This is a genomic window from Streptomyces meridianus (assembly GCF_023703325.1).
Lineage (GTDB): Bacteria > Actinomycetota > Actinomycetes > Streptomycetales > Streptomycetaceae > Streptomyces > Streptomyces meridianus.
In genome coordinates this window covers 1-2,249 of record NZ_JAMQGM010000091.1, presented here as the reverse complement: position 1 = coordinate 2,249, position 2,249 = coordinate 1, and the positions used below count along the sequence as shown (strand labels likewise).

Below are 2,249 nucleotides of genomic sequence, written 5' to 3'. Positions count from 1 at the left end.
GAGTCCCACACGGCCTACCGCTTACGAAGGGCCCTTCACCAGGAACTACGGTTCCGGGCGGAGGGTCCTTTTTTCGAACAGAGGCCGCCCGAGAGGGTTCTGCTGGCCCGCTGCTGGCCCGAAAGGTAAATGATCAAGGCGTGAAGAGGCCCCGGCCCTCCGCCACGGGGGAGCGGAGAACCGGGGCCAGGTCCGTCCGGCTGGGAGTTGGCACCTGCCGGGCGGGGGTTATGGAGTGCTGGCGACGGCGAGACCGATCACCAGTCCGCACGTGCCGCTGATGCCGACGATGAAGAGCACGCCCGCCCAGCGGCCGACCGCGCGCATCACTGGTCGTCCTCGTCGGCCGGCTGGTCCATGAGTGGGGCCAGACCGCGCTCTTGTCGGCAGGGCGGGCAGGCGTAGAGCATGCCGCCAGGTCCGGTGCCGGTCTCGATGATGCGGACCAGCTCGACGTCCTCGGCGTAGTCGCCGTGGAAGGTGCACCAGCGACGGGTCATCGGCTCTCACCGTGCCAGCTGAGGAGGAACCCACAGGCCCGCCCGAGCTCCTGGACGTGCATGGCGGCGGACAGCAGGCCATGGCCCATGCCCTCGGCCAGGGTTCGGCGGGTCCGGTCGATCGTGGTCTGCCGCTGGTGCCACAGCGCGGTGCCGCGGTTCAGCCGGTCCGTGTCCGCCTGAGCGTCGGGCAGGAGCAGGTGGAGGTGGCCGCGCAGTAACTGGGCCAGGGTCACGAGGTCCTGATACTGCGGCAGTACGGCTGTCACGGTCGCGGCGCGCTCGACGCTGGCCCGGATCGTGGCCGCGTCGATGGGCAGAGCATCCAGGTCAGCGCGCGGCGCCCCGCCGGTACCTTCTTCGCGGGTCCGCGAAAAAGCCTGTTCAGAAGCCGGTTTCGTCGTCTCCATCAGTCCCCCGGACATGTCGGTGATGGGCTGGGCCATGACCGTAGGTCCGGGAGACCGGGGGAGGGGACACAGTCTGTGTCCCTCCGATTACGCAGCCAGTACGCCGATGCGCACGGCGAGGTCGGACGCCCGGCGCCGGCGGTCTGGGCTCGCGGCTTCGGTCTCCTCGAGGACGATCCGGCGGGCGTAGCCGTTGTAGCGGATCGTCTCGGGCGCGGCCTCGTAGGCCTGGGCGAGGGTGGCGAGGGCGACGTCTGGCTGGCCGTCGAGTTGGTAGCCGCGGGCCTGCTCGATGCGGTGCCGGGCCCGGCGCGGCCGGGATGGGATCACCTCGGCTTCCGCGCGGGCCGCCTGCCGGACGGACTCGCCGCCGGCGTGCAGTTCGACCGCGACGGTCACGGCGTGCGCGCCCATGATGGCCCGGGAGAACGATGTGACGGGGTGGTAGTAGTCGGCGGGCAGACGGTCGGCCATCTCCCGGGCGGTGTCCCAGTGCCGCCAGGCGGTGCCGGTGTCGCCGCGTCGGGCGGCGGTGTAGCCGGCCGCCACGGTGAGGGCGCCGGTGATGGCCCGGACGTCGTCGCTCGCGTCCGGCGCCAGCGGCCGCAGGTACTCGAGCGTCTCCATGGTCACCGTGTCGGCGGCGTCGTAGTGGCCGGGGCCGCTGTCGCGGTGTGCCTCGGCGGCGAGCCACGCGGCGACGCCGATGGCGTGCGGGTCCTCGGACTCCTGCGCGGCGACCATGCCGCGCTCGGCGACCCGCCACAGCAGCGATGGGTCGGGCTGGTAGGCGAGGAAGAACTGGCTGAGGCTGTAGACCTCGGCGAGGGCGGCCTGTGCCGTGCGCCGGTCGACGGCGGTGTCGGCCTGCCGGACGGCGAGCTGGGCGTCCCGGATCAGGTCCGGCAGCAGCTGGCCGACGACGTCGCGGTGGTTCGGTGCGGAGTGCCGTGCAGACCAGGCCCGTGCGAGGCGCGCCCGCAGGTGCTCGGCGGGCGGCGCTTCCTGCCGGGTCGTCAGCGGGTAGGCGTTGACGGCGTCCTGGACAGCTGCGAGCCGCGGATGCCCGGGCCCGGTGAACAGGCTCGTGTGCCCGGCGAGATATCCGGTGAGGTCGGAGAGGTCGCGGACGCGGAGCGCCTCGGCGATCCGGAGGATCATCTCCAGGCCCGGTGTCTGCAGCTGGCCGTTCTCGACCCGCTTCACCCACGATGGGGACATGCCGATGAGGCCGGCTAGGACGGTGCGGTTCATCCCGCGCCGCTGGCGCAGGATCTGCATTCTCTGGCCGAACACCAGCGGGTCGGTGTACGGGTCCGGGTTGACATCCTCGCCGCCC

General features: G+C 71.9%; 3 protein-coding genes. All 3 read right to left on the bottom strand.

Annotation, left to right across the window (positions count from 1 at the left end):
* Positions 1-326: 326 nt before the first annotated feature.
* From M1E25_RS25530 to M1E25_RS25520, 3 genes are read right to left on the bottom strand one after another with little or no spacing between them, the layout of a single operon-like run.
* The gene (locus tag M1E25_RS25530; protein WP_251419679.1) at positions 327-500 is read right to left on the bottom strand and encodes a hypothetical protein; all 174 of its coding nucleotides are present in this window, start codon (positions 498-500) and stop codon (positions 327-329) included.
* The gene (locus M1E25_RS25525) at positions 497-946 is read right to left on the bottom strand and encodes a DUF6415 family natural product biosynthesis protein (protein ID WP_251419676.1); all 450 of its coding nucleotides are present in this window, start codon (positions 944-946) and stop codon (positions 497-499) included. The genes M1E25_RS25530 and M1E25_RS25525 overlap by 4 nt, the downstream gene beginning before the upstream one ends.
* Positions 947-997: 51 nt before the next feature.
* A complete protein-coding gene (locus M1E25_RS25520) occupies positions 998-2,191 on the bottom strand; it encodes a helix-turn-helix domain-containing protein (RefSeq protein ID WP_251419680.1) in 1,194 nt (397 codons plus the stop codon).
* Positions 2,192-2,249 lie beyond the last annotated feature (58 nt).